This is a genomic window from Hymenobacter sp. UV11 (genome assembly GCF_004684095.1).
GTDB lineage: Bacteria > Bacteroidota > Bacteroidia > Cytophagales > Hymenobacteraceae > Hymenobacter.
The window spans coordinates 1-23,556 of sequence record NZ_SRII01000015.1; the positions used below are offsets into that span (position 1 = coordinate 1).

The following is a 23,556-nucleotide window of genomic DNA, read 5'->3' on the forward strand; positions in this document are numbered from 1 at the left end:
AAATGTGGCAGCGCGGGGACGTAGTAGCGGCTCGCCACTTAGAAATTAGTTATACCAGCACCGCGCCCTGCACGACGCGTGCCGTCGAGTATTTTCTAATTGAGAGTCACCGCTTGCATACTGCCTTGACCGCCTGTGAAACGCCCGGGCACTGAGGTAGCGTGCGCTTAACAGCAGGCGTGTTGCCCTGTCGGCTGCGGCCGACGCTGAGCTTCGAAGGTGGTATTTTTCCAGTGCCGGCTGCAGCGAGCAATTGAGGATGTTGAGCAAGAGCTTAGTTAAAAAATGAAGCCTGCCGGCTCAACAAGGGGCACCTTATTGACGCATCCTTTTTCGACTTCTTAAACCCCCGCCACGAGCCAGAAGCGCACTTGTTGCTGATTTTCTGAGCCACGATCATAGGGAGGGGCTTTCTGAGCTACCCTGATACCTCACGCTGCTACGCTACCTAACTAGCCAGTTCAGGGAAAGCACCGTTTTTATGAATGTCCTTAGCTTGTGGAATGAAAAGGAAGTACTTCACCTGGCTTGGGCTCTTGGCAGGGTTGAATGCCTGCACGCCAGCACCAGAGTCAGGTACCCACCCCGTTCGCTTAGAGGGCGTATGGGAAGGTCAAAACTGCTATAGCGTGGAAACCAATGGGGCGGGGCGGCGCGTGTTTGCTCGAACCGATCGTTACCTGGTTGGGCAACTGGTGTGTGAGATTACGCCCACCGAAGTGCGTCACTACCAAGATGGGCGGGCACAAGTGCGGGCCCGCTACACCCGCACGCCTGGTGGGTTTTGGCTGGCACAGGGGCGAGGAATGGGCGCGATTCAGGTCCCTGGCGACAGCGTGGAAGTGGTCATTGAGGAATTGACCGCCACGCGTTTAGTAGTGCAGCAGGCGCTGCCTTCCTCTGATACCACCACTCTAACCACGACGATTACCTATACGAGGAAGGCAATACCCTAAACACTAGAACTCTCGTTCTTCGAAGGCTTGAAAGCATTCGAAAAACCCTCTGGTAAAACAGCCCCAAAAACGTGGTTTTCGGGGCCATTGGTGGGGGTAGGATTGGCATTCGAAAAACAGTAGGTTTCGGAACAAGGCGATAGCAGTTCAGTTAGACGACCGTTTGGGTGAACCTATTGGCAGGTCATTTTTTCGTGTCGTCTGCTTACTTCGTGGTGCATAGTCAACTTCTGAACGCTGGCCCCATTCTTACCCCATGGACAGTCCTTTCTACCGCACTGAATTGAATGGGGAACGTGTGGGCGTGGAGTTTGCCGAAATTCATGCCTTACGCAAGGATATCCTGCTTTACTTCGATGACAACCTCGAAGAGGACATCTCCGTGCTGATGCCGGACGGGCAGTACCAGCTGGCTTATTGGCAGTACCTCTCCGTGTCATTCGAGCAGGAATGGGCCGAATCAGTTCGCTACCAAAAGCTGGTCGAAGAGGGGTGTTTGGCCTTGTTGAACGGCATCGCCATGGAACTGCTGGACCAGCCCATCACCTGCCTGCGCCCGGAATGGCCCGGCGTTAGTGTGTCCCAGTTGTTGGCGTATCTGCATCAGTATCGGCCCTCCTCGCCGCGGTTGGCGACCGGCAAGGGCCACCTGGTGCGAACCTACTTATTTATCGAGTCCCTCTCTCCGCAGGAAGTAGACGCCGATGGTATGCTCACCCGCTTTAACCTCGTGCTCGGTGGAGAATGGTTTAAGCAAGAGATTGTACGCGCTTATTTTCACTGGCAGAGCAGTCACTAAAAACCCTCGTTTTGCTGAACGACCACTTGCCGGAGAACTTCGCTCCCTCCAAAAATAGACCGTATAATGGAGAGCTAAATACTTGCCAGATGTGCTTTTAAACACGTTTTGTAACCTCCTGCTGCTCTACTGGGCTATTAAGTGATTGTTCAGCAAAACGCCCCTTTTGGTGAACAGTTTTTCAGACAACTAGAGCAATGCAACGCTTGACCGATTCATTTCTAATGCAGTGCCGGGAGAACTTTTTCCGAGGCATTACTCCCGCCGGCCCCGGCGCAGAAACCGCGAAACAAGCCCTTATGGAATTATTTCGCGGCCTCACTGCGGCCAACCAAATGGAAGCATTTATCGGCTTTTTACAAGAAGGCCATTATTACATCAATCTATGGGCCGCTCATCTGCTCGTTGAGCACTATCGCCCTGATGGGCCAACCAGGCAGCTGTGTATGGAAACGATTGAGAGCCATGCTAGGAGCACGATAAATCCAAAGGTCGCACAGGAGGAGCTAGAGTGGTTGAGGGGTCAGGCCCAATTTTAAACGCTCCTTTCGGTGAATGCCTGGCAGTTGGCCAGCACCAGGTGCCAGCGGGACGCTGCCTGTCCGGGGGAGTTTAAAAAACTTGTCTACGAATCAACGTTCGCAAAATATCCAATGGGAATGCGTTTCATAAGTTCTGGACCCTTCCAAAAGACGCCCGTTTCCTTGACTACTTTTCAAAGTGCTCCAACGGCTCGGAAACGCCAGTTTTTAGGTCACTTTTTCGACACCCTTTTTTGGATGGTGAAAATGCCTGCCGGAAGAGCTTTGCTGCCCGGCTTATCGAGCAGCATAGACTAACGGGTCACGCATCATAGATGGCATACTCCACGATTCGGTTGGCTTGCTCGAGCTTAGTCACCACGCCGGGCTCAGAAGCCCTCAGCAAGTCGATGGCTAAGTCTACTTCCAGCACATAGACGTAGTTAACCCCGGCCAGTTGAATGTTAATACGACCTTCGGTCTCTTCGAAGCTCAGTAAGCGAATGTCCGCGTCTAGCGTAATCGTGGAGCCCACCAGATAGATGGTGAGTCCCTCCTCCACAGCTGCTGGACTGAAGCCCTGTTGGCGATAGAAGTCGGCTAATTTAACCGGGTCCAGCAGGTAATCGACAAAGTCAAGCAGGTTCATGCGGGCAGCGGGGTTGGTAAGTGATGGAGGCCGCAATGATACTTACTGGGAAGGCGTGTGGCGGTCAAGCGCGTATTTTGGGGCATGAGAGTCGCCATTTATGCGCGCGTGTCGACCAAAGACAAGGGCCAGGACACGGAGAACCAGCTGCACCAGCTACGCGAGTTTGCCGAGCGGCACGGCACGATTTACCAGGTGTTCACCGACCAGGAGTCGGGAGGGAAGGCCGACCGCGCCGCATTCAAGCACCTGCTACTCGAAGCCTACCAGCAGAAGTTCGACCTGGTGGTATTCTGGCGCCTGGACCGCTTCAGCCGCGAGGGGGCCCTGGCCACGTTGCGCTACCTGAAGGAGCTAAAAGACCACGGGGTGCACTATAAGTCCTTCACCGAACCTTACCTCGACTCGCTGGGGCCCTTCGGCGACGTAATTGTCTCGATGCTGGCCACCATCGCCGCCCAGGACCTGATTAAGATTTCGGAAAACACCAAGGCCGCGCTAGCTAAGAAAAAGGCCGCTGGCGTCAAACTCGGTACGCCCGGCAAAAGCCAGGAGCAAATTGCGCAGATTCGCCGGCTCAAGGGCGGCGGCCTATCGAATTACGCCATTGGCAAGAGCATGGGTATTTCGGCCAGTACGGTGGCTAAATACCTAGCACAAGTGTAGCTTAGGTGCCCAAACATCTCTCGGATTACTCATGGATACACTAAAGCTTCCCAGTGACTTTGACTTTCTGCCCGATATGTATGCAGATTCATACTTTCCTGCTAGTGCTCAGTCAGGGAAGTTGACTAACAGAATGGAGGCGATTTAGGTTAGGCTGGTATGGCCCGACCAATCACCCTTTTTGCCCTACCGGCCGCCGACCAGGCCGCCCTGGAAAACTTCACCCGCACGGGCTGCCGCCCGGTGCGGGCCGTGCGCCGCGCCCAGGCCCTGCTGGCCTTGGCTACGGGCCTCGGCCAACAAGCGGCCGGTGAGACCGTCGGCCTGAGCCGGCAGACGGTCAGTGAGCTGCGCCGCCGTTACGAAGCCGGCGGCTGGCAGTTCGCCCTGACGGAGGCCCCGCGCAGCGGCACGCCGCCGCGTTTCGACGGCCCCCAGCGGGCGGCCCTCACCGCCCTGGCCTGTACGCCCGCCCCCACCGGGCACAGCCGCTGGCCCCTGCGCCTACTGGCCGATAAAGCCGTGGAACTGTGCCTGGTGGATACTATTTCCCACGAAACAGTGGCGCAGGTGCTTAAAAAAACGAACTGCACCCCCACCGCCAGCAGCATTGGTGCCTGGGGGCAGTGAACGCGGCCTTCGTAGCGCGGATGGAAGACGTGCTGGCCGTCTACGAGCGGCCTTACCACCCGCTTTTTCCCGTCGTCTGCTTCGATGAGCGGCCCTGCGTGCTCCACGGCCAGCCCACGCAGCCCCTACCGCCCGTGCCGGCCCAGCCGGCCATGGACGACCAACCGGCCAAGGCCGGGCGGCCCCGCCGCGAGAGCAGTACCTACGTGCGCCAGGGCACGGCCTGTCTGCTGGTAGCCTTCGAGCCGGGCCTGGGCCAGCGCCTGGTCGAGGTCTCGGCCCGCCGCACCGGGGCCGACTACTGCCGCTTTCTGCAGCAACTGAGTGCTGCCTACCCGCAGGCCGAGAAAATCGTGCTCGTGCAGGACAACCTCAACACGCATACCGACGCCGTTTTTTATCAACATCTGCCGGCGGCCGAGGCCCGCGCCCTGGCCGCCCGCTTCGAGCTGCATTACACGCCCAAAAATGCCTCCTGGCTCAACCTGGTCGAACTCGAACGCTCGGCCATCGCCCGCCAATGCCTGCACCAGCGCATCCCCACCCTGGACGAACTCACGGCCCACGTCGCCGCTTGCGTAGCCGAGCGCAATGCGGCGCGGGCTACCGTACACTGGCAGTTTACCCTGGAAAAAGCGCGCGTCAAATTCGACCGCCACTATCAGAAAATTAGGGCAACTAATTTGCCTGACTGAGCACTAGTGAAGTAGATAAGGTCAAGGCCGCTATTCAAAGAGTAGTTACCTACTTAGAGAAGGGCCCCGCGAGCACTAAAAAAGTCCAGAAGAAACTTGATGACATGACGATGACCATTAATGAGTTGCAAAATGATTTTGCCGACCACGATAGCGAAATCGAGACGGGCGCCCGCGAGTCAATAGCTGAAACGGTAGAACGTATTCTTACGCACTTCAAGGTGGACATTGATATTGAGGAGGCATTGAGAGAGCGAGACTGGTAGGTCATTATTAACGGAAGATTTGCGTCAATTCACGGCCGTTCTCTAGTTCATGTGCCACCCTTTTTGCCGCCTTTTTTAGAAAAAGTGCCTCTATTCGCTCAAAACGCTACTTATGTTCTCGCCGGGTGGCGCGACGCATTGTAAAAAATGCAGTCCGTGCGCTACACACAGGAAAGCCTGCTAGCCAAACAGGGTCCAAAACCGCGACTTTCAGCCTTCATAGTGATTAGTGGTCCAGCCAGTGCTTAAAGGCCGGGGCGCGGCCGGCGCTGACGACCAGGGCCTCCTCCGCTACCGGGGGCGCTACCTGTAGCACCAGGCGGCCCTTGAAGTACGGCCGGATTTCCCGCACCGCGCCGATACTCAGGATGAACTGGCGGTTGATGCGGAAGAAGTTCTGGGCGTCTAACTGGTCTTCCAACTGGTCGAGCGTCTCGGCAATGATAAATCGTTTGCCTAGGTGCGTGACGAGGAATACCACACCCTCTTCGGCCAAAAAATACGCCACCTGGTCCACCGGCACGGCTTTTAACGCCTGCCCGTGCTTTACCAGAAAGCGCGCGCGGGGCGTAGTGTGGACCAGGCGCTGCACGTTCTCCACGGCGGCAGGCAGCGTCGCGGGGTGCCGGGTTTCGTACTTCTGTAAGGCGCGTTCCACCTCCGCGGCTTGCAGGGGCTTGAGCAGGTAGTCTACACTGTTTACCTGAAAGGCCTGGATGGCGTACGCGTCGTAGGCGGTGGTAAAAATGACGGGCGCGGCCACCGCCACTTGCCGGAAGATGTCGAAGCTGTTGCCGTCCGACAAGTGGATGTCGCAGAAGAGCACGTCGGGGGCTGGCTGCGCGCGCAGCCACTCCACGGCTTCTTCCACCGAGCCTAGGGACGCCAGGATGCGCGTGGCGGGCCGCAGGCGGGTGAGCAGGGCGGCCAGCGCCTGGGCGGCCAGAGGCTCGTCTTCGATGACAACGACTCTCATAGGGTGGGGACGGTCAGCAGGGGTAGGCGGACGATGAAGGCCGCCGGCGTGGGCACAATTTCGACGGGGCGGGCCGTCAGGTGCTGGTAGCGGCGCTGGATGTTTTGCAGGCCTAGGTGGGTGGAGGCTACCGCGTCGGTGCGGGGTTGCCGGTTATTTTCAACCACCAGCAGGCCATCGGCGGCCGATACTTTGATGCATAAGGGCTTGCGGGTGGTAGAGCCGTTGTGCTTGATGGCGTTTTCCAGCAGCATTTGCACGGCGGTGGGGGGCACCAGGGCCTGCTCCCACGTCGGGGCCACGTCCCATTCCACGCGTAAAGCGTCGCCAAAGCGGGTTTCCATCAGGCTAGCGTAGGCGCGCACCAATTCCATTTCGGTGCGCAGCGGCACCAGCGGTTGCGCGCCAGAATCGAGCAAGGCGCGGTAGACGTTCGAGAGCTGGCCTAGAAACTGCACGGCCCGGTCGGCGTCGAGGTGAATCAGCGAGCCCAGCACATTGAGGCTGTTGAAGAGGAAATGGGGGTCCACCTGATTTTTCAGCGCTTCCAGCTGCGCCTGAAACGTTTCTTTTTGGAGTTGCGCCACCCGGTACCCTTCCTGCTGCAGCTTTTGGCGACTGTGCTCGCGCTCCACGAAGTAGTAGAAGAACAGGGAAAGCACCGCGCTCACCGCCAGCGAGAGACGCAGCGTCCGGGGCGTAATTTCCGCGGTGGGTACCAGGTAGTGCTGCGGGAAGGTGAAGAATACCAGCCAGAAAGCCACACTGACCAGCACCACGCACTGCCCTTCCAGCAGGGCTTTGACCGTGGCGGAAAAGTTGGCCAGACGGTCAGGACCAAAGAGGCGGGCAATGGGCGCATGAATTAAGAAGGTGGGCAGCAAAAAGGCAAACACCAGCAGCAGCTCCTGGTAGCCGGCCAGCGCGCCCACCCACAAGGTGCCATACTGGATAAACACCGCCACGTGGAACACCGCTGTGGCGGCCAGGGCCGCCAACGCAATTTTTCGAATCATGGGGCTTGGTTGAAGCGACGAATTGCGCAAAGGCAACGGTCGCGGAAAGAAGAAAGCGGAGGCAGCTGCCCCCTTCGTTGCCCTCGGGGCCTGATTACCAAACCCGAACGACCAGACAAAAATACCAGGCAGCCCGGCGAAAAGCCGACTTCGGCCGGCCAATTCACCCGGCTCCTGTCCCGATTCAGTGCCCCGGAATCCGCCATCGGCAGAAATCACTTTCGGACGGGCGAAAAGCGCGGGAGTATTGTCCCATCCTTCCCGCAGCCGGATGCTGCATTGGCCTCTTTTCACCCTCAACCCCCGTCCCCATGCGTTTATCCTCCTTTGATTCCTCGCTTCGCATTTCCCGACCCCGTGTCTTGTGGAAACTGGCCAAGGCTGCCCTAGACCAGGACCGGCCGGTGCTGGTGCAAATCGTGGTGACCCGCCGCTGCAACCTGGCTTGTGGCTATTGCTACGAGTACGACAAGGTGTCGAAGCCCGTCCCCCTACAGGAACTCAAAGCGCGAGTGGACGCCCTGCGGAAGCTGAAAGCCGTGTTTGTGACACTCAACGGGGGCGAACCCTTGCTCCATCCACACATCGCCGAGCTGGTCCGCTACATCACGGAAGCCGGCATGGTGCCGATGATAAACACCAACGGCCACGTGCTGAAAGCGCCCCTTATCCGGAGTTTGAACGAGGCCGGCTTGTTTGGGATGCAACTGAGTTGCGACAGCCTGGAAGACAACGAGGTAACCGAAAAAAGCATGCGCCGGCTGCGCCCCAAACTGGAATTGCTGCGCGAAAACGCGAAGTTCATGGTGCGGGTCAACGGGGTGCTCGGGTCCGGCAACCCGGCCGAAATGGAGGAAGTGGCCAAAGCGGTGGTCGGCTTCGGCTTCGGGTTCCAGTGCTCGCTGATGCGCGACAGCCAGGGGCAGGCACTGCCCTTGAGCGAGGAAGCCCTGCAATCCTACCTGCGCATTCGGGCCCTGAAAGGCCGCCTGCCGCAGATACTCAACGATAACTTCCAGCTGCCCCTGGCCCGCGGCGAACGCAAGCCCTGGAAATGCCGGGCAGGCGCCCGCCACTTCGAGGTCGACGGGGCGGGCCTGGTGCACCTGTGCCAGCCCAAAACCGGCACGCCAGCCAAGCCCCTAGCCGAGTACTCGGTGGAAGATATTCGGCGGCAGTTCGACTGTGGCAAATCGTGCTCGGCCCGCTGTCCCATTGCCTATGCCCACCTCGGCAGCCGGCTCGACGGCTTCCGGCGCCAGCAAAGCGCCCAAGCCTAATGGAGCTGAGCCTGATTATTCCCGCCTTCAACGAAGCGCAGCGCATCGGCCTCACGTTGCGGCGCGCGCATCGGTTTCTAGCCGCACGCCCGGCCAGCTTTGAAATCCTCGTGGTCGACGACGGGTCGACGGACGACACGGTAGCGCTGGTGACGGCACTGGCCTGCAAGCTGCCCGGCCTGCGCGTGCTGTGCTCCCCGGCCAATCGGGGCAAAGGCCATGCCGTGCGCCTGGGCATGCGGGCGGCCACGGGGGGCATCCGGCTATTCTCCGACGCAGACGGCTCCACCCCCATCGACGAGCTGGACCCGCTGCTTCAAGCACTGGCGGAGGGCGCGGACATTGCCATTGGCTCCCGCTACCTGGCCAGCTCCCAAATCACGCGGCCCCAGCCCTGGTTCCGCTGGGTCTGGAGCCGGCTCGTCAACCGGGTGGTGCAGCGCGTGCTGCTGCCCGGCATCGTGGACACCCATTGCGGCTTTAAGGCGTTCACGGCCGCGGCAGCCGCGCGCACCTTCGCGGCCTGCACCGTGGATGGCTGGTCGTTTGACCTGGAGGTACTGGCCCGTGCTCGCGGCCACGGGTTCAGCATCCGGGAAGTGCCCGTGCGCTGGGAAAATGACGAGCGCAGCAAAGCCCGCCTCCGGCAGCTCCCCCGGGAATTTCGGTACGTGTACTGCCTCCGACAGCAGCTTCGGCAAGTAGAGAAGAAACCAGCTAGTTAGCCAAGGGCGCAGCATCGCCTGAAATTGAATTACTTAACCTAATGCCCTCCCGCATGGATGCTTTCGTTTTAGCTTTAATTATTGCTGTAGTAGCTGCCTGGCGGGTGTGGGGCCTGCCCAAGCGTTTGCTGGAGCTGCAGGATGAGTTAAAAATTCACAAAGCGGAGCACAGCAAGCAGCAGGCTGAGCTGCAAACGGAGCTGCTGCGCCTGCGCGAACAGCTGGCCAGTCTGCTCGAAGTGGGTACGCTGCCCAAAGCGGCCCTGTCGGTGGTGCCCCTGGTGCGGCCGGGTGCCCTTGATATGTCCGCTCTCATGCCGGCCATTTCCTCAAAAACGAAAGCAGCTCCGGCGCTTTCGCCAGACGTCGCGCCGGTAACCCCGATGCCGGTGGCCGTGCCAGTTACCTCCGCACCTGCTCCAGTTAGGCCGGCGGTTGCGGAGCCCGTCGTGACCGTGCCAGTTCCGCCGCATAGGCCGGCTGAATCACCGTTTTTACCAGCGGCCCCGGCGGTTCCGGCTGCTCCGATCCCTGCGCCTACACCCGCGCCGGTTTCTCTTCCACCAGTCTCAGTATCCGCGCCCGTACTGCCAGCGCCATCGGTGGCGGTGCCCGTTCCATCGCCGGTTTTCACCCCGGCCCCGGTAGCTATTCCGGCCTCCATTCCAGCGGCAAGGCCCACGTCGGACCCTAGGCCCGTGGATGCGCCCGAGCCCGTATTGGCGGCGACCCCAGCTCCACCGCCCGCGCCACCAGTCCCGCCAAAGCCGCCCCAGCCGCGGCGCCCGCCCCCCCCGCCGGAGCCCACCGGGCCCACCTGGTGGGAGCGGGCTTCCACCCTTATCCTCGAAAACTGGACCGGTATTCTCGGGGCCGTGGTGCTGGTTACGGGCGTTGGCTTCCTGGGAATCTACGCGGCCCTGCGTGTGAGTCCACCGGTGCGGTTCCTGCTGATTTGCGCGTTCGCGGCCGGCCTGCTGGGGGTGCGGTTCGCGCTCCGCCAGAAAGGCTTTGCGCGGCAGCTCAACAGCTGGCTGCTGAGTAGCGCGGAGGCCATCTTTCTGTTTGCCTGCGTGGCGGCCGTGAGCATCGAGGGCCTGCGCTGGGCCACCCCACCCTGGGACTACCTGCTGCTGCTGGCCGGCGTGGGAGCCAACCTGCTGCTGGCCTGGCGCGCCCCCCGCGAGGAAGTGGCGACGCTGCACGGCGTGCTGAGCCTGGTGGCCCTGGCGGTGCTGCCGCCCTCGGTCCTTACGCTGGGCACGGCGGCCGCGGTCACGGCGTTCACCATTGCCATTACCTACCGCCAGCGGTGGAAGTACCAGCTGCTGCTCAGCATCGCCAGCTTCTTTGCCTTCCACCTCTACTGGCATCAGCAGCTGGCGGACATTCCCAACTCCCTACGCCTAACGGCCATGGGGCTGGTGGGCCTAGTAGGCGTGGCCGCGGCCGTGGTGCAGTATCGTCGCGTGTACGCCCAACGGCGGTTCGAACCGCTGCTTTTTACCGCCCACCTCCTCAACTGGACTTGCCTGGGCATCAATCTGTATCTGTACAGTACGGGCTCTATCTGGAAAACCATTCCCCTGGGCCTGGGCGCGCTGCTCACCTTCTGGGCCGGGCGACAAGCCAAAAAGCTTGGCATCGGCTGGCTGTTCCAGACCGACACCATCCTCTCGCTTATCCTGGCGCTGGCCACGGCCCTGTCGCTGCAGGGCTGGCACGCCACCAACTCGGTTATTCTGCTGTTCATGCTGCTCGAAGCGCTGCTGGTCGCCCTGGTAATGGCCCGGCAACGCGAAGCGCTCGTGTATCGGGTGGCGCTCTCCGGGGCCTGCCTGGCGGGGGGAGGCCTGCTGTTGTTCGCGGCTTTGAAAGCCGATTCCAGCCTGCCCCAGGCGCTGTACCGCGATGCCTTCGTACTGGCCCTGGCCGGCTGCGCGGGTCTGGCGTTCGCCCGGCTTACATATCAGCAGCCCCTGCTGCGAGCCGACGACGACGACGCGGAGGCCTGGTTTAGGGCTAACGCCACTGCCGCGTCCGCCCGCAACCTGCTGGCCGGCTTTGCCGTGCTGGCCGGGCTGTTGCAGGCCGGGGCTGGGCTGCTGCTGGCGTGGGTGCTGTTTAGTTGGCCGGATGCGCCGGTGATACTACTGGTGGGTGCCCTATTGGTCCTGGGCGGCTGTGCCCTGGCCCTGGCGGCCTGGGTACGCACGGCATCCCAAACCCCGGGCTGGGTGCGGCAGCAGCAACTGCTACTGGCGCAATTCTTTGCGGTGCTGGCCGGGCTGGGCCTGCACGAGCTGGGCCTGAGCTGGCCGGTGGTACTGGGCATCCTCTACGCCGAGAACGTGGCCGTGGCTTTGCTGGCCGCTCGGCGGCGCGAGCCTCTACTATACCACATTACCCAAGCCGGAGCCTTCCTGGCCGGTGGCGGCCTGTTGCTGACCGCCTGGGCTAAGGTAGACAGTGCCCTGCCCCGTGAACTTTACCGCGACGCCCTAGTGCTGACTCTGATCGGCTGGTTAAGTCTGGCATTCCTCCGCCTGGCTTTCCGGCAGCTCTTGGCTCATGTCTCACCGGACGCACCCACCGGGATTTCCGAAACCGACCAACGCCTGCTTAGTGGCTTTGCGGGGCTGGCCGCGCTGCTGCAAGCCAGCACGGGCTTACTACTGGCGCGCGTGCTGTTTGGCTGGCAGGATGCGCCGGCAACCGTGCTGCTGGCGGCGCTCCTGGTGATGGGCGGCGCAGCGCTGGGACTGGCCGCCTGGGTTCGCGCCGAGCTCCGGCTACCCGCCTGGGTGCGGCCGCTGCAGTTGTTGCTGGCTCAGTCATTTGCCATGCTCACCGTAGTCGGATTGCACGAGCTGGGAGTGCGCTGGCCGGTGGTGCTGGGGCTGCTTTTTGCCGAAAACCTGGCCGTGCTCCTGATTGCCGCCCGCAAGCGGGAGGTGTTCATCTACCGGGTTGCCTTGGGCGGCGCCTTTTCCGCTGGTTTAAGTTTGCTCCTAACGGCCGTAAATAACACCGGCCATAGCCTACCGCCTACGCTTTACCGCGACGCCTTGGTACTGGCATTGGCCGGCTGGGCTGGAATCATATTGGCGAATCTAACCCATAGGCAGTTGCTGCCCGTGCGGCATGCCGATGGGCTGGATACCGCCCAGACAGACCGCGACTTGTTGGGGGGCATCACCGGGCTGGCGGGCCTGCTGCAGGCTGGCAGCGGTCTGCTGCTGGGTCGGGCGCAGTTCGGCTGGCCCGGGGCGCCGGTGGCCCTGTTGCTGGTTGCGCTCCTGGGCATGGGGTTCATCGCGCTGGGACTGGCCGCGTGGGTGCACGCGCAGGGCCTGCTGCCCCTGTGGGTGCGGCGCCAGCAGCTCGTGTTGGGGCAGGCGTTTGTGGTGCTGGCCGTGTTTGGCTTGCACGAGGCGGGCCTGAGCTGGCCCGGAGTCATGCTGGTTTTGTATGCTGAGAATCTGGTGGCCGCCCTGCTGGTAAGTGGTCGCGACGAAGACGACCTGTTGCACCTGCAGACTTACCTGCTGCTGGTGCTGGCGGCCCTGTTGCCGCTGCTAGTGCGCTACACTTCGCCGGGAACCTTCGGGGCCGAGGTACGGGCGGCGTTGCTCGTCGGGGCAGCCCTGCTCACGGTAGGCTACCAGCTGAAGCACCGGTTGCTGTCGAAAGCGGGCGGGGAATACGCGGTGCTCGCGCTCGGCGGCACCCTGCGGCTGCCGGTCCTGGGGCTGGCCGTGGGCTGGCTGCTGCTCAGTGGCGGCGCGCTGGTGTACGACCGGGCCTGGGCCGCCTGGGCTATGGTAGGCTTGCTGGGCGGGCTGCTGTACCTGCAGTACCGAGTAGCGGCGCCGGGCGTTTGGGCGGGGCTGCTGCTCGCGGCCGTGGGCTACCTGGGTCTGCAGTGGAGCTACGCACTGTGGCCACCGGCCGGGCAGCTGGCCAGCGCGGGCGCCGTGCTACTTTACCTGCTGCCCACGCTGGCCGTGCCGCTGGTAGGCGCCCGGGTTTCGTGGTGGCCGCCGTCCCAACGGTTCATACGTGGGCCGTGGATGTACCTGCTTGGGCTGCACCTGGTGGTGACGCTGGTGGCCGCCGTGCCGGCGGGCCACCTGGCCTACCTCTCGCTGGGCTTTAGCGGGCTGGCAGGGGCAGCATTCGCCGCGGCTCAGGGGTGGCGCCGCCGCTTGCCCGACGAGCCGGCCGTGCAGCGAGACGGCCAGCCCGACCGCTACCTGCTGCACCTCAGCTACGGCCTATTGATTGCAGACCTGTTCACACATTTGCGGCTCCTTACGCTCGATGAGCGGTTCTTCGGCCAGCCCGCCGAATACACGACGGCGGCGCTGCTCTTCGCCACGCTGGCGGCCCTGGCTTTGGCGGCCCCGCCCACTACGGCCCCGGTGTACAATTCCTGGCGCCGGCTGCACCCCTGGCTACCCGAGGCGGCGTTGCTCTTTGGCACCGCCACGCTGGGCCACCACGTGCGCACGCCCTGGCTGCCACTGCTGTGGGCGGCCGCCGCGCTGGTGCTGACGTTCCTGGCCGCCAGAATCCCGGTGCGCTTCCGGCGGCTGGCCGTGTACAGCCACCTCTATTACTGGCTGGCCACCGGCACGGCCAGCCTGGCCTGCCTGCGCTACATCAGCCCAGAGCAGCTCCTCAGCCCCGAATGGTGGGGAATTACGGCGGCCGTGGCATTGCTATTTGCCTACGTGGCCCTGGCGCTGCAAGCTGGCAAGGCGCCTAATACCGGCCTCGCGCCCGCCTGGGACCGACTGGCCCGCCCGCCCCGCCGCTTGCTCGAAGCCTGGTTGCTCTACCCGGCTTTCCTAGCCCTCACACTGCTGCTCGTGCAGTCGTTTGACCGCTCGGTGCTCACCGTGCTGCTCATGTTGGAAGTGGTGGCCATTTTCAGCACCAGCCTGCTGCTGCGGCGCCAGGATTTGCGCTACCTCGCCCTGGCCGGCATGCTGGGCGCGCTGCTCCGGCTGGTGTTCTTCGACCTGAGTCGGAGCGGCACCATCACGCGGGCATTCGTCTTCATCTTCATGGGGCTGTTGCTGCTGGGCATGAACGCGCTTTATGCCCGCTTCAAAGCCCGCTTCGCTCCGGAGGAATCGGTGGAAGACGACGTAGCACCGGAAGGGCTACCCGAGCCGAACGTTTAGGTTTAGTAGCCGCTGCCTGCCCGCTTGCCAAACCTTGCAGGCAGGCAGGCAGGCAGGCAGCGGCTATTCAAGCTTGCAGGTGGTAAAGTAGCTGACCAAGATTTGCCAGTCCACTTTCCTTTATTATACGGCTGTACAACCGTCAAAGGGCCCCAAACCCGAACTGTGGGCCGTCCCTTCCGTGGATACCGCCGCACGCGGCGCCGCTCGGGCGCACCAAGCTGCCGAGCAGCAAAGCCACGCTCTTCCCCGCGTGCTGGGACAAGCGCCGGTCTCATCGCCTACGTTGTTCAACCGGGAGATGGCGGTCCAGAAAAAGGGCCATCTCTGGCTCGATTATACCCGCCGCCGAACGACGGTGGACACTGTGGCCAACGCACGCAGCTCGCCGGTAGCCTTGCTTTTTTGGCGGAACAAAATCATCGCCGGCAGCGATTGCGGGGACGGGTAAATCGTGCAGGAACACGGGCAACCCTTTTCCTGGTCCCGGTCCCCTGCTTGGCGCACGCGCTTTTGCTTTGGCAACGAGTACGTGGCCGATTCGATGCAGTACGCGAACGACGACTGCCTTTTGTTTGCCGTTCACAGCGACGGGTACTTAAAACAGAATAGGGCGGTGGTCTATTTGAGGGTGAGGTTGTAATTATCAATGACGAGTTTAATGCGCGCCATGTGCATGGCGAGCGACTTGCTAAAGGAACAGGACTTTCGCACCAGTACGCCACAGCGCTGGCGGAGCGAACAGTTGATGGCTTCCACGATGCTGGTCTGCCCTTGGCCTTTTGGGCAAGGTCGGTGCTGCCAGCGGGGTAAGACCTTAGCGTAAGCTTTCCAGAGGTCCGTGAAGTACCAGCAGTGGCGGCGGTAGCGCCGCGGTAAGGTTAACCACAAGCGTCGCAAGGGGGCTTCGCCTCGGCTACCCAACGTCCAGCCGACAATACGCCGACTGGCACGCTCCACGACCAGCCCGCGCCAGACTTTCCGCTTCTTACGCCCCACAAACGTCCACATCTCATCCAATTCCAGTGCCTCCCACCGCTTTTTTTGCGCCTTTTTGGGGCGCAAGCGGGGTAGTGGCGGTGGCGGCAGAGCCGCTTTTTTTTATACGCTTGGCAATGGTCATGCGCGCTACGCCGGTTACCCGCGCAATGCTCCGTTGCGAATTGCGCTCCAGCAGAAGGGCATCGACCTGGGCATATTGGGCGGTTTTGCGAACTGCAGCCGGCACGAACAACCCCTGGTAGCCGCAGGCTTTGCACTGATATTTCGGTTGCCCTTGCTTGCTGCCATTACGGCGAAGCTGGTCGCTGGTGCATTTTGCACAATAGTGAATTGTTGTGACCATCAACCCTGTACGAGAAACACCCTATAATAGACCACCGCCAATTGGTTGTATACTTGCCGAAACAAGTTATGATAATGTTTACTTAGCACAAGTTATTATTAATCAACAAAATAACCCGAATAAGCGGTGCTTTGAGAACCATGCGGGGCCGCATCTAGCCTAAACTGCCAAGTAGATTGACTCCAAAAAACATTCCCTTTTAAAGCTGCGCTGCTTCCGACAAGGGTACCTTAGCCTACCCTCCACTACCCGCCGCTGGCTGGAAATGGCTTTCGGTCAAGGCGAGTTTATGTTATGAACGCTCTTCCTCCTGCCGGTTCCGCCTGGGCCGCTGAGTTGCTCCCCCACAATACCGCGTCGCTAGCAGACTTCTGCGGGCTGAGCCCGGCCCAGATGCACGCGCTGCTTTACCAGCCGCTGGAACCGACTAGCGTGGTGCGGCTGCGCGCCGAGGTTCCGAACGACGTGCTGGACCACGTCCCTTTTCTGCGCCTGACGGAGGCCTTTCTGCACCTACTGGACCGAGAAGGGCAGCTGCGGCTTACCCCGCTGGGCGCGCTGCCGCGCAAATACCTGCGCGAACTCTATGCGCACGGCTTTATTCGGGAAGACGGGCTGGAAACGGGGCTGTTCACCCTGAGCCGGGAAATCGACTCGCTCGCCATTACGACCCTGCACCAGACCACCCGGCTGGCAGGCCTGGCCCGCCTGGTCCGGGGCCAGTTGCTACTGACCAAAAAAGGCCGGCAACTGCTCGACCCAGTCCAGCGCCCGGCCCTTTGGTCACTCGTCGTGCACACCTTTACCAGCCGCTTTGTCTGGGCCTCGCACGACGGCTACCCCGCGCCGGCGGTGGGGCAGACTGGCTGGGCCTATTCGGTGTATTTGCTGACTCGTTTTGGCCAGCAGCCCCGCCCGGCTTCCTTTTATGCCGACTACTACCAGCGCGCGTTTCCCTTCGTGCTGGCGGAGTTCACGGACCCGGCCTACCGGACGCCCCAGGCGCAATTCACGTCCTGCTATGTAGTGCGCACCTTCGAGCGGAGCCTGAACTGGCTGGGCCTCGTGGAAGCGGTTGCCCCACCCGCACGAGTGGCCCACGCTGACCAGCAGGTGCTCGCCTCTGCTTTGCTGGCCCAGCTAGTCGAGGTGAAGCAAGGACCCGCGTAAGTAGCCCGCCTTCCTGGCAACTGAATCTTCGGTGGTCTACCTGGCTCATCCGGAAACGGGCGGTTACCTAAAAATTTGCTTGGTCCCGCAGCGTGCCCCTCACTTGATAAGGACTGATAACACCCTATTATCAGCATTGGGTTTGACAACCCGCCGCCGAAGACTTTAGGTACGATAAGTAAGCAGAATCGTACCTACCCTCAATTTTGGCCTTGGTTAAAAGTTGGGGCCACATGTTACATCGTTTTTTCCACTAGAAACTGCCCCAGGTGTTGTAAGACCGCCGCCGCTTCCTCCTCTTGCGGCACATGGCCGCAGGTCTGGAACTCTACCACCTGGGCTTGGTGGAACGCTTGGGTAAAGCGATGCAAATAAGCGGGCGGGCAGAATTTGTCACGCATCCCCCAGAGCAGTAGCACCGGGTGGTCCTGCACGTGGGGAAGCTGTTGCGCCAGGGTGCCAAACCAAGGCTGCTCGTGGAGCAGCGCCCGCGCAAAGCCGACCGCCCCGTTTCGCTCCTTGGCGTTCTTGAACGGCGCGGTGTACTGCCGCCGCACGGCCGGGGCCAATGAGCGAGCGCCGAACGAGCCCGGCAGCAACACCCGTGGCGAGAAATTCAACCACCGGTAAACCCAGGGCAGGAGGGGGCTGGCTAGCACCGGCCGCAGTTTGACAAAGGCGGGTTCGTGCGAGGTGTCCCACAACCAGGAGTTGAGAATGACTAGGCGGCGCACGTTCGCGGCGTGCTGCAGGGCGTAGGATAGCCCAATCGGTCCCCCAAAATCGTGGACAATAAGGGTGAGGTCCTGCAAGTTCAGGTGCGCAATCAGGTGTTCGAGGTTGCGGGCGTGTTGTTGCGGCCGGTAGTCGTAGTGTTCGGGTTTGTCGGAAAGACCAAAGCCTACATGGTCCAGGGCTACGCACCTAAAAGAAGGAGATAACCCCTGGATTTGCTGCCGAAAATCAAATGACCACGCGGGGGTGCCGTGGACAAACAGCAGCACAGGCCCCTGGCCTTCATCCACGTAGTGCAACTGGGTCCCGTCGGGCAGCGACAGGTAATGGGGCGCGAATGGATACGCGTGCGTATCTAACCAGGGGAAGGCAGTAGGAGCCATTGAGCAGCAAGAGAGTACAGCTGCAAAAGTGGGGCGGGTGGATTCGCCCGATGTTGGTCTAAACCAACTTTTACCAACTCCCGGCGTTGTAGAGCTTGCTGAAATTGGTGGGACTAATATGCAGATAACTAGCCAGATATTTATGCGGCACAAGTTGGAACAAGTGGGGGCTGCGCTGGGCGAAGACCCGCAAACGTTCGGCAATCGGGAGGGTACGCAATTCCAGATGCCGGGCGATAATGCCGGCTAGCAAATGCTCCGTCAGCTTCCGAAAGGCCCGTTCCAGGGCCTGGCTTTCGTCGAGCAATGCCATCACTTCTGCGTACGGAACGGCTAGGAGCCGACTTTCGGTGAGCGCTTGCAGGTGATAGCGGGAAGGCTCCTGCAAGCAAAAGGATTCGGGAATGCCGCTCAGCGAGGGCGGGTAGGTAAAGGCGATGACGTGCGGGGTGCCGTCGTGGTCGAGGTAGGACATCTGGACTCCGGTTTCCACGAGCAGCAAGTCCCGCTGTACCTGCCCTTCGCGGGTAATCAGTTCGCCCCGGCTCACCACGCGTTTACGCCCGGCCTGCACCAGCCGCTCCATAATTCCACGTGGTACAGGACTAACCGCATTGAAGAAGGTGAAGTAATCAACAGTCATGCAGTTAAAAGTAGGTTGGGCGTGCGAATAGTAGAGGCAAGCAGGTCTGTTGATAACAGGGAGGCTGAGCGATGACCAGGTAACATCCGTACCAAACTTTTACTCAAGGCCTAACCCTTGCGCCAGCCATTCTGCTTTCAATATGGACATCACCAGTTTATCGTGAAAAATGCCTTGCCAACAAGCTGCCTGTCGTAGACGCCCTTCCAAGGTGAAGCCCGCTTTCGTGTAGGCTTTCAAACCGCCCGTGTTCAATTCAGAGACCGTGAGCATAATCCGATTGAGCTGGTGGCTGGTAAAACCCAAGTGGACGATTTGCTTTGTTACCGCCGTCCCGACGCCCTTGCCCCATGCTGCTTTCTCACCGATAAAGATGAAGTATTCGCCCGACTGGTTCGGGACGGAAATGCTCGAGAGGCCGGCGTAGCCAATCAACGCGTTGGTTTCCGCCCAATAGATACCTACGTTCAAGGTGTTGGCCTGCGCTAAAGTGGCGGCAAACCACTGGTCAATTTGCTGCATGGTCTTCATACTTTGGAAAGCCGAGAGCGAATACGCGATGACTTCGGGGTCGCGAAGCCACGTGTAAAAGTGCACCACGTGTTCTGGGTGCAAAGGAGCGAGCTTCACCATGTTCGTATTCTAGCAGTTACCTGCCAGGGAGTAGGCAGGCGCTAAAAGTAAGCAGGCGATAATCCCAGCGTTGGCTTTTGAACCTAAGAACCGATTTTAGCGGGTGGCTGCCTTATTTAGCAGCTGCTCGCTTAGCTGCTGTACCAACCTCTTAATCGAGACTAATTTTAGTAGGAGGAAAAACAAGTTCTGATAACCTCTACCCAGTGGATGCAGCTTTATGCAGCCCTGGCTAAATAAGTTTAGGTATCATAACTCTTACAAACGATACTTAAAGTAGCGGGTTTCGCTCGGTCCAGATAGGTAGCGATAAGGAAACGACGTTGCTACCTATGAGCAATGACCGATGATAAGGACCGATCACCCCGCTTTTTCAATACACTACCCAGATCCCACTTATCAGCGCTATGCTGAGCACGATAACAATAGCAGCGGGCGCCGTCGCTGCTATTGTTATCGTGCGCTATAACCGGCCATAAAAAGCGCTGCGATACGCCTCGCCCACCGGAATACTGAAGGGAACTCCGGCGGGTCCCTGGAGGAAAATGCGGCTGCGCTCTACGGCGTGAATGTGGGCCAGTGCCACGATGAACGACTTGTGCACGCGCGCGAAGGCAGCTGCCGGCAGGCTCGCTTCTAGGCTGCTGAGCGTTTGCCGGGCGATGATTTTTTCGCTCGTCGTGTGAATGACGACGTAGTTCTGTAGGCCTTCCAGGTAGCGGACCTCCGCCAGGTCCACCCGCTGCAGCCGGTGTTCCGTCTTGACAAACAGATAGGGGCGAGCGGTATCCCCGGAGGCTGGCCGCAGCCGCCGGTGCGCCTTTTGCACCGCCTGGTAGAAGCGCTCGAAGGCGATGGGCTTCAGCAGATAATCCACCACGTCGTGCTCGAAGCCGGTGAGCGCATACTCGGGATAGGCCGTTGTCAGCACCACCTGCGCCCGGCGGTCCAGGGCCTGCATAAACTGCAGGCCCGTGAGCTGCGGCATCTGGATATCTAGAAAAATCAGCTCGACGCGCCGCTCGCCGACCCAGCCCAGGGCCTCCACCGGGTTTTCACTGCGGCCCACCAGTTGCAGCGCCGACACCTGTGTTACGTAGGCAGTCAGCAGGTCGAGGGCCAGCGGCTTGTCGTCCACCAGCAGGCAAGCAATCGGGTCACTCATAGTCTTAGGTGCAGCGTCACCTGAAACTCGGTGGGCGATTCGGCCACGGTCAGCGTGTGCCGTTCCGGATAGAGCAGGGCCAGCCGCCGCCGCACGTTGGCGAGGCCAATGCCGCCGCGCTGGTCTTTCTGCTGCGCCGCTTTGGCGTTGTGAACGCACAGGTGCAGACTCGTGGCCGTCACGTTCAACTGTAAGGTCACCGGCCGCGTTTCATCACTCAGCACCCCGTGCTTGAAGGCGTTCTCCAGAAACGGGACCAGCAGCAGCGGGGCCACCACCTGCTTGCTTAATGCGCCGTGCAGTTGATAGTCCAGGTGCAGGTTACCCTTGGTACCCAGGCGCTGCAGCGCGATTAAGTCCTGTAGGTAATCCAGTTCGCGGCGCAGCGGCACCCACTCGTGCTGGGTATCGTGCAGCATGTAGCGCAGCAGTTCCGCCAGTTTCAGCAAGGCGCCCGGCGCCGCGTCCGACTTTTGGTAGACCAGGGCGTAGATATCGTTGAGGGTGTTGAAGAGAAAATGCGGATTCAACTGCGAGCGTAGAAACGCCAACTCGGCAGCGGTGTTCGCCTGCTGGGTTTCACGCCGCTGCCGCTCGGCTAGCAGGTGCTGGCGGACCGCGGCGTAGAGTAGTCCATAGAGCACGTAGTCGAAATAAAAGCGCACGCTGTTTTCCACAAACCACTGCGTCGTGAAGGCGGAATTGCGGCTATAGTTGTCGAAGCCGAGCAGGGGCTTAAACACGTAGAATTCCAGCCCGTAGCGTACCCCCGTAATGAACAGCAAACTCAGTAGCAGCCCCCCGGCGGCCCGGGCTACCCGCCCGGCACCCGCCTCGTCCGTCAGCAGCGGCCGGGCCACCAGCCGCACGGGCAAGTAGAAGGCCGTCGCGTTGATGAGCAAGTAGCCCAGGGCCAGCAGCCACGCGGTAACAGTCGTCGTGCCGGGCGCCTGGAAGGCGGGCGTGCCACGCATCGACACGCCTTCTTTGACGAGCAGCAGGGCCCAGACTAGCAGGTGGACGGGCCATTCGGGGAAGGCGCGCGGCCGGGCAGCAGTCATCGCAGGGTGGAGTCGACAGTAGGATACTTCTGAGCCAGGTAGGCCAGAATCTCGGGGAAGAACTGCGCAAAGTTCGGCGCGGTAGGCTGACCCAGGTACTTGGTCGTAATCACGTCGGCAATATCGCCCGCGTACTGGAAGTCCCCGACTAGTTCTTGCGCGGCTTGCTTGCGGGCTTCTTTGGGCGGCTGATGCTGACGAAACAAGGCAATGACGATACCGCGGACCAAGTTCTCATCGAAGCAGTGGGCCCAGTCCGTGATGTTGTTGCGCTGCATGCCCGCGTCGGCCTGATTAAACAGGTAGGCGAGCTGCATGATGGCGGCGTGGTGCTGCTGCTGCACCGCATGGGTATAGATATGGCTGCCCTCGTGCCAGACCAGCCGCGACGCTTCGGCCCCGAGACTGAAGCTGGGCACGCTTGCCTCGGTCGACTCCCGGTTGAAGAAGCCCACGGTGTACACGACCTGGTCAGCGGCGCTTGGATTGAGCGCGCTGGCCATAATAGCGTGCGCCCCCCAGCTGTTGAGCGGGTCCAGCAGGATGGTCCAGTGGGCGGCGGGGGCGCGGAACCGGTAAAACGAGTCGAGCTTGGCCACGAGACCCTCGCGCACCAGGCGGGCGTGCACGGGCTGCGCCCAGGCGGCGTAGTCCGCTTGGTGCTGCTGATAAAACGACCAGAAATGGCTGTCGGCCGCAAACCGCTGGCAGAGCCGCAGGTAGGCCTGGATCGTGTCCTGCCCATTGAGCGTGTACCAGTTCGTTTGGGCCGGGTAGTGCAAGCGCACCGCCGGAAAGTTGTCGAAGCAGTAGCCCAGCTCGGGCAGGTCGGTGTACACCTTGGGTAGGCGCCGGGCCAGCTGCACGGCGGGGTGGTTAGCAAAGGGGGTGAAGTAGGCCTCGGTGGCTTTCGCGTAGCCCGACTGGTTGGGCGGTGGGTACTTGCCGGCCAACAGCTGCACAATCGTGAGCAGCTCCACGCCGGGGTGCACCGTGACCGTAATCCGGTCGGTGGTCGTAGAGACACTACTAGCGTGCGGTTGGGCCCGCAAGACCGGGGCGGTTAGCAGCAGGAGTAAAAGAATACCGAGCGTTTTCATGGGGGGCGTTTCCTGGAGTGGCTAAGGAGTTGCGAATCCAAAAGAAGTCGCTGCCCTCCCCTCCTTTGCTTCCGAGTGACGAACCCCCTTTTTTCGGTGACGAACGCGTGCGGTAGTGCGTGGCTCATACGGGGCGTAAGCTGACAGACCTCCTTGATATGGTGGTCTGCTAGCGACGCTGGCTACCTATAAGTGGCCCCTGCAGCCTACTCCTTATTATAAGGTTACTTGCTAGCCGCTACCTGACCGCGTTCATGGAGGCGCTGCACCTGCTTTTGATTGAAGGTCCCCCCGCGCGGGGCGGTAAAACCGAGCGCATTCAACTCCCCTGCCAGCTGACGAAAGCTCACCCCCTGCGCCCGACGGGACGCAATAAAGGCTGCCGTTTGCCGCAGGCCAGAGTGCTGCTGCAGGCGGGCGCGCCGCACGAGCAGACTCTGTTCCCGCGCCGCCGCCGTGAGGTTGGCCGGCGTGCCTAGCTGGGTGCCCCGCGCCTTCTTGGCCGCGAGCGCCTCCTTGGTGCGCTGGGAGATGGTTTCGCGCTCGTGCTGGGCGAGCACGGCGAAGAGGCCTACGGTAAGGGTGTTCGCATCGGGCATGTCGCAGCAGACAAAATCCACCCCCGAGTCGCGCAGCGTGAAGATGAAACTCGCGTTCCTACTGAGCCGGTCAAGCTTGGCAATCAGGAGCACCCCACCCGCCGCGCGGGCCGCCGCCATCGCGGCGAGTAGTTGGGGTCGTTGATTCTTCTTGCCACTCTCCACTTCGACGTACTCCCCCTGCGGCTGGCCACCTTTCAGGAAGCTGACCACGGCGGCCTGCTGGGCTTCGAGGCCAAGACCGGAGGCACCTTGCTTCTGAGTAGAGACGCGGTAGTAGGCAAAATAGGCGGGCATGAGCGAACGACTTCCCAATTAGGAGTGATTTTAGGTAAAGATACCTGCTATAGT

At 61.0% G+C, this 23,556-nt stretch carries 22 protein-coding genes; 10 read left to right on the forward strand and 12 right to left on the reverse strand.

The genetic code is table 11. The annotated features are described in order from the left end of the window. Positions 1 to 1,212 precede the first annotated feature (1,212 nt). A complete protein-coding gene (locus tag E4631_RS22005) occupies positions 1,213 to 1,755 on the forward strand; it encodes a hypothetical protein (RefSeq protein ID WP_133657192.1) in 543 nt (180 codons plus the stop codon). A 197-nt stretch (positions 1,756 to 1,952) separates the two neighbouring features. After that, entirely contained in the window at positions 1,953 to 2,294 is a 342-nt protein-coding gene (locus E4631_RS22010) for a hypothetical protein (protein WP_133657191.1), read from the forward strand. A gap of 304 nt (positions 2,295 to 2,598) precedes the next feature. On the opposite strand, the gene E4631_RS22015 is transcribed toward E4631_RS22010, so the two are convergent. Continuing rightward, entirely contained in the window at positions 2,599 to 2,925 is a 327-nt protein-coding gene (locus E4631_RS22015; RefSeq protein ID WP_133657190.1) for a hypothetical protein, read from the reverse strand. A gap of 84 nt (positions 2,926 to 3,009) precedes the next feature. Here E4631_RS22015 and E4631_RS22020 point away from each other — a divergent pair, with 84 nt between their 5' ends. The 4 genes from E4631_RS22020 (at position 3,010) to E4631_RS26320 (ending at position 5,182) form a co-directional block, all read left to right on the forward strand. Continuing rightward, complete coding sequence (locus tag E4631_RS22020) at positions 3,010 to 3,591, forward strand: recombinase family protein (protein ID WP_133657189.1); 582 nt, start codon at positions 3,010 to 3,012, stop codon at positions 3,589 to 3,591. 159 nt (positions 3,592 to 3,750) lie between these two features. Next, positions 3,751 to 4,221 carry a helix-turn-helix domain-containing protein gene (locus tag E4631_RS22025; protein WP_133657188.1) on the forward strand — a complete coding sequence of 157 codons (471 nt, stop codon included), beginning with the start codon at positions 3,751 to 3,753 and terminating at the stop codon, positions 4,219 to 4,221. Next, positions 4,218 to 4,916, forward strand: a complete 699-nt coding sequence (locus tag E4631_RS22030) for an IS630 family transposase (RefSeq protein ID WP_240735165.1) — start codon at positions 4,218 to 4,220, stop codon at positions 4,914 to 4,916. The genes E4631_RS22025 and E4631_RS22030 overlap by 4 nt, the downstream gene beginning before the upstream one ends. Further along, entirely contained in the window at positions 4,913 to 5,182 is a 270-nt protein-coding gene (locus E4631_RS26320) for a DUF5713 family protein (RefSeq protein ID WP_133657186.1), read from the forward strand. The genes E4631_RS22030 and E4631_RS26320 overlap by 4 nt, the downstream gene beginning before the upstream one ends. A gap of 226 nt (positions 5,183 to 5,408) precedes the next feature. On the opposite strand, the gene E4631_RS22040 is transcribed toward E4631_RS26320, so the two are convergent. Together E4631_RS22040 and E4631_RS22045 are read right to left on the reverse strand one after the other, a co-directional pair. Beyond that, positions 5,409 to 6,158, reverse strand: coding sequence for a LytTR family DNA-binding domain-containing protein (locus E4631_RS22040; protein ID WP_133657185.1), 750 nt, complete (start codon positions 6,156 to 6,158; stop codon positions 5,409 to 5,411). Then, positions 6,155 to 7,174 carry a sensor histidine kinase gene (locus E4631_RS22045; protein WP_133657184.1) on the reverse strand — a complete coding sequence of 340 codons (1,020 nt, stop codon included), beginning with the start codon at positions 7,172 to 7,174 and terminating at the stop codon, positions 6,155 to 6,157. Before E4631_RS22045 ends, E4631_RS22040 begins: the two co-directional genes overlap by 4 nt. Positions 7,175 to 7,485: 311 nt before the next feature. On the opposite strand from E4631_RS22045, the gene E4631_RS22050 reads away from it, so the two are divergent. Genes E4631_RS22050 through E4631_RS22060 form a run of 3 tightly spaced genes read left to right on the forward strand, consistent with a single transcriptional unit; the run spans position 7,486 to position 14,371 of the window. Beyond that, positions 7,486 to 8,454 carry a radical SAM protein gene (locus E4631_RS22050; RefSeq protein ID WP_133657183.1) on the forward strand — a complete coding sequence of 323 codons (969 nt, stop codon included), beginning with the start codon at positions 7,486 to 7,488 and terminating at the stop codon, positions 8,452 to 8,454. Further along, positions 8,454 to 9,179 carry a dolichyl-phosphate beta-glucosyltransferase gene (locus tag E4631_RS22055; RefSeq protein ID WP_166648046.1) on the forward strand — a complete coding sequence of 242 codons (726 nt, stop codon included), beginning with the start codon at positions 8,454 to 8,456 and terminating at the stop codon, positions 9,177 to 9,179. Before E4631_RS22050 ends, E4631_RS22055 begins: the two co-directional genes overlap by 1 nt. Before the next feature lie 53 nt (positions 9,180 to 9,232). Beyond that, positions 9,233 to 14,371, forward strand: a complete 5,139-nt coding sequence (locus E4631_RS22060) for a hypothetical protein (RefSeq protein ID WP_133657181.1) — start codon at positions 9,233 to 9,235, stop codon at positions 14,369 to 14,371. Between the two features lie 621 nt (positions 14,372 to 14,992). Here E4631_RS22060 and E4631_RS22065 read toward each other — a convergent pair. Continuing rightward, positions 14,993 to 15,436 (reverse strand): IS1 family transposase, encoded by a 444-nt coding sequence (locus E4631_RS22065; protein ID WP_133657180.1) that lies wholly within the window; start codon positions 15,434 to 15,436, stop codon positions 14,993 to 14,995. Further along, positions 15,384 to 15,716, reverse strand: coding sequence for an IS1 family transposase (locus E4631_RS26055; RefSeq protein ID WP_133657179.1), 333 nt, complete (start codon positions 15,714 to 15,716; stop codon positions 15,384 to 15,386). Before E4631_RS26055 ends, E4631_RS22065 begins: the two co-directional genes overlap by 53 nt. Before the next feature lie 294 nt (positions 15,717 to 16,010). On the opposite strand from E4631_RS26055, the gene E4631_RS22070 reads away from it, so the two are divergent. Next, the gene (locus E4631_RS22070) at positions 16,011 to 16,886 is read left to right on the forward strand and encodes a hypothetical protein (protein WP_133657178.1); all 876 of its coding nucleotides are present in this window, start codon (positions 16,011 to 16,013) and stop codon (positions 16,884 to 16,886) included. 236 nt (positions 16,887 to 17,122) lie between these two features. Here E4631_RS22070 and E4631_RS22075 read toward each other — a convergent pair whose 3' ends face one another. The 7 genes from E4631_RS22075 to E4631_RS22105 form a co-directional block, all read right to left on the reverse strand. Continuing rightward, positions 17,123 to 18,004 (reverse strand): alpha/beta fold hydrolase, encoded by an 882-nt coding sequence (locus tag E4631_RS22075; RefSeq protein WP_133657177.1) that lies wholly within the window; start codon positions 18,002 to 18,004, stop codon positions 17,123 to 17,125. 70 nt (positions 18,005 to 18,074) lie between these two features. Beyond that, positions 18,075 to 18,647 (reverse strand): Crp/Fnr family transcriptional regulator, encoded by a 573-nt coding sequence (locus E4631_RS22080; RefSeq protein ID WP_133657176.1) that lies wholly within the window; start codon positions 18,645 to 18,647, stop codon positions 18,075 to 18,077. 99 nt (positions 18,648 to 18,746) lie between these two features. Beyond that, positions 18,747 to 19,280, reverse strand: coding sequence for a GNAT family N-acetyltransferase (locus E4631_RS22085; RefSeq protein ID WP_133657175.1), 534 nt, complete (start codon positions 19,278 to 19,280; stop codon positions 18,747 to 18,749). 463 nt (positions 19,281 to 19,743) lie between these two features. Then, on the reverse strand, positions 19,744 to 20,445 hold the full coding sequence (locus tag E4631_RS22090; RefSeq protein ID WP_133657174.1) for a LytTR family DNA-binding domain-containing protein: 702 nt from the start codon (positions 20,443 to 20,445) through the stop codon (positions 19,744 to 19,746). Beyond that, entirely contained in the window at positions 20,442 to 21,506 is a 1,065-nt protein-coding gene (locus E4631_RS22095; protein WP_133657173.1) for a sensor histidine kinase, read from the reverse strand. The genes E4631_RS22090 and E4631_RS22095 overlap by 4 nt, the downstream gene beginning before the upstream one ends. After that, positions 21,503 to 22,606: a DUF4932 domain-containing protein gene (locus tag E4631_RS22100; RefSeq protein ID WP_133657172.1), complete on the reverse strand. Its 1,104-nt coding sequence runs from the start codon at positions 22,604 to 22,606 to the stop codon at positions 21,503 to 21,505. Before E4631_RS22100 ends, E4631_RS22095 begins: the two co-directional genes overlap by 4 nt. 224 nt (positions 22,607 to 22,830) lie before the next feature. Continuing rightward, positions 22,831 to 23,520 carry a recombinase family protein gene (locus tag E4631_RS22105; protein ID WP_240735167.1) on the reverse strand — a complete coding sequence of 230 codons (690 nt, stop codon included), beginning with the start codon at positions 23,518 to 23,520 and terminating at the stop codon, positions 22,831 to 22,833. Between the last annotated feature and the right edge of the window lie 36 nt (positions 23,521 to 23,556).